The 995-nt window shown below is 30.9% G+C and carries 2 protein-coding genes; both read right to left on the reverse strand.

What is annotated here, in order from left to right; all coding sequences use genetic code 11:
* Positions 1–234, reverse strand: a 234-nt coding sequence (locus ACWIX0_RS13775) for a hypothetical protein (protein WP_454174552.1), incomplete at its 3' end; no start/stop codon positions are given.
* A 410-nt stretch (positions 235–644) separates the two neighbouring features.
* The coding region (locus tag ACWIX0_RS13780; protein ID WP_454174553.1) for a hypothetical protein at positions 645–995 on the reverse strand (351 nt) is incomplete at its 5' end.

Raw genomic sequence — 995 nt, forward strand, 5'->3', positions numbered from 1 at the left:
TTGGTTAGCGTTTGGATTGTGTGGATTATGTGTGTGATGTGAGATTGTGGCGGTTTGTGTGGGGTTAGTATTGGGATTGTTGCTTGCATTGTTTGCATTGCTGTTATTGCTTTGTATGGTTAGGGATAGGAATGAGGTTGGAGTTGTAGGATTTGTATCGTTGATAAAAGATTTGCTAGAGTTTGTGGGATTTGCACCATTTTTTGTGTTTATGGGACTTGTGTGGTTTGACATTTGGAATACTCCTTATTAGAAATTAAACGCATAAAATAATAAAATAAAATGATACAATAAAATGGCTTAATGTAAAATTGTTTAACTTGCTTAATGTGTTTGATTTCTTTGGTTTTTTTGATGAAGTGGGGATTTGGTATTGTGAGGGTGTTTTATGGAAACTGATTGAAGTAAATATGAGCTCGTCCTATATTGTCAGATTCAAGCAATGGATTTAGCTTTGGCATTTAGATTTCTTGTGATTTTTTAGATTTTATTTAATTAAATCTTAAACATTGTAATTTTGGATTCACTTACATTCTTTGCAGTATTTTTTTACAATTCGCTCGATTTCGTCTTCAAGAGTAACTATTCCATTGATTTTACTTGTTGGTATGACTAATTTTAAACAACGATTTACTTTGTCTTTTTCAAAATAGTCTTTTTTTTGAATCTATGTAGCTTTGCAACTCTTTTAATGGCTCAATGCCCTTAACATAGGCGATTTTATCAACATCTAATTGTGTATCAAAAGTTACAGTAACATTATTCTCTACTATGTAATATCCCAAACAATATCCAATAGCCCAAGCCTTATAATAATGTCGTGCATTTACCTTAAAAAGCAGTAATTGATTAGATAATACATCGCTGGGGTTATATGAATGAGTAAGACTACTCGCGTTTGTATTGATAATTAAAACATAACTTACTAATATAATAATCTTTTTCATTTCATATCCCAAAAATAACATTCTTTTAGGCTCAAGACAACTTAAACA

This window comes from Helicobacter sp. T3_23-1059, from assembly GCF_053654515.1.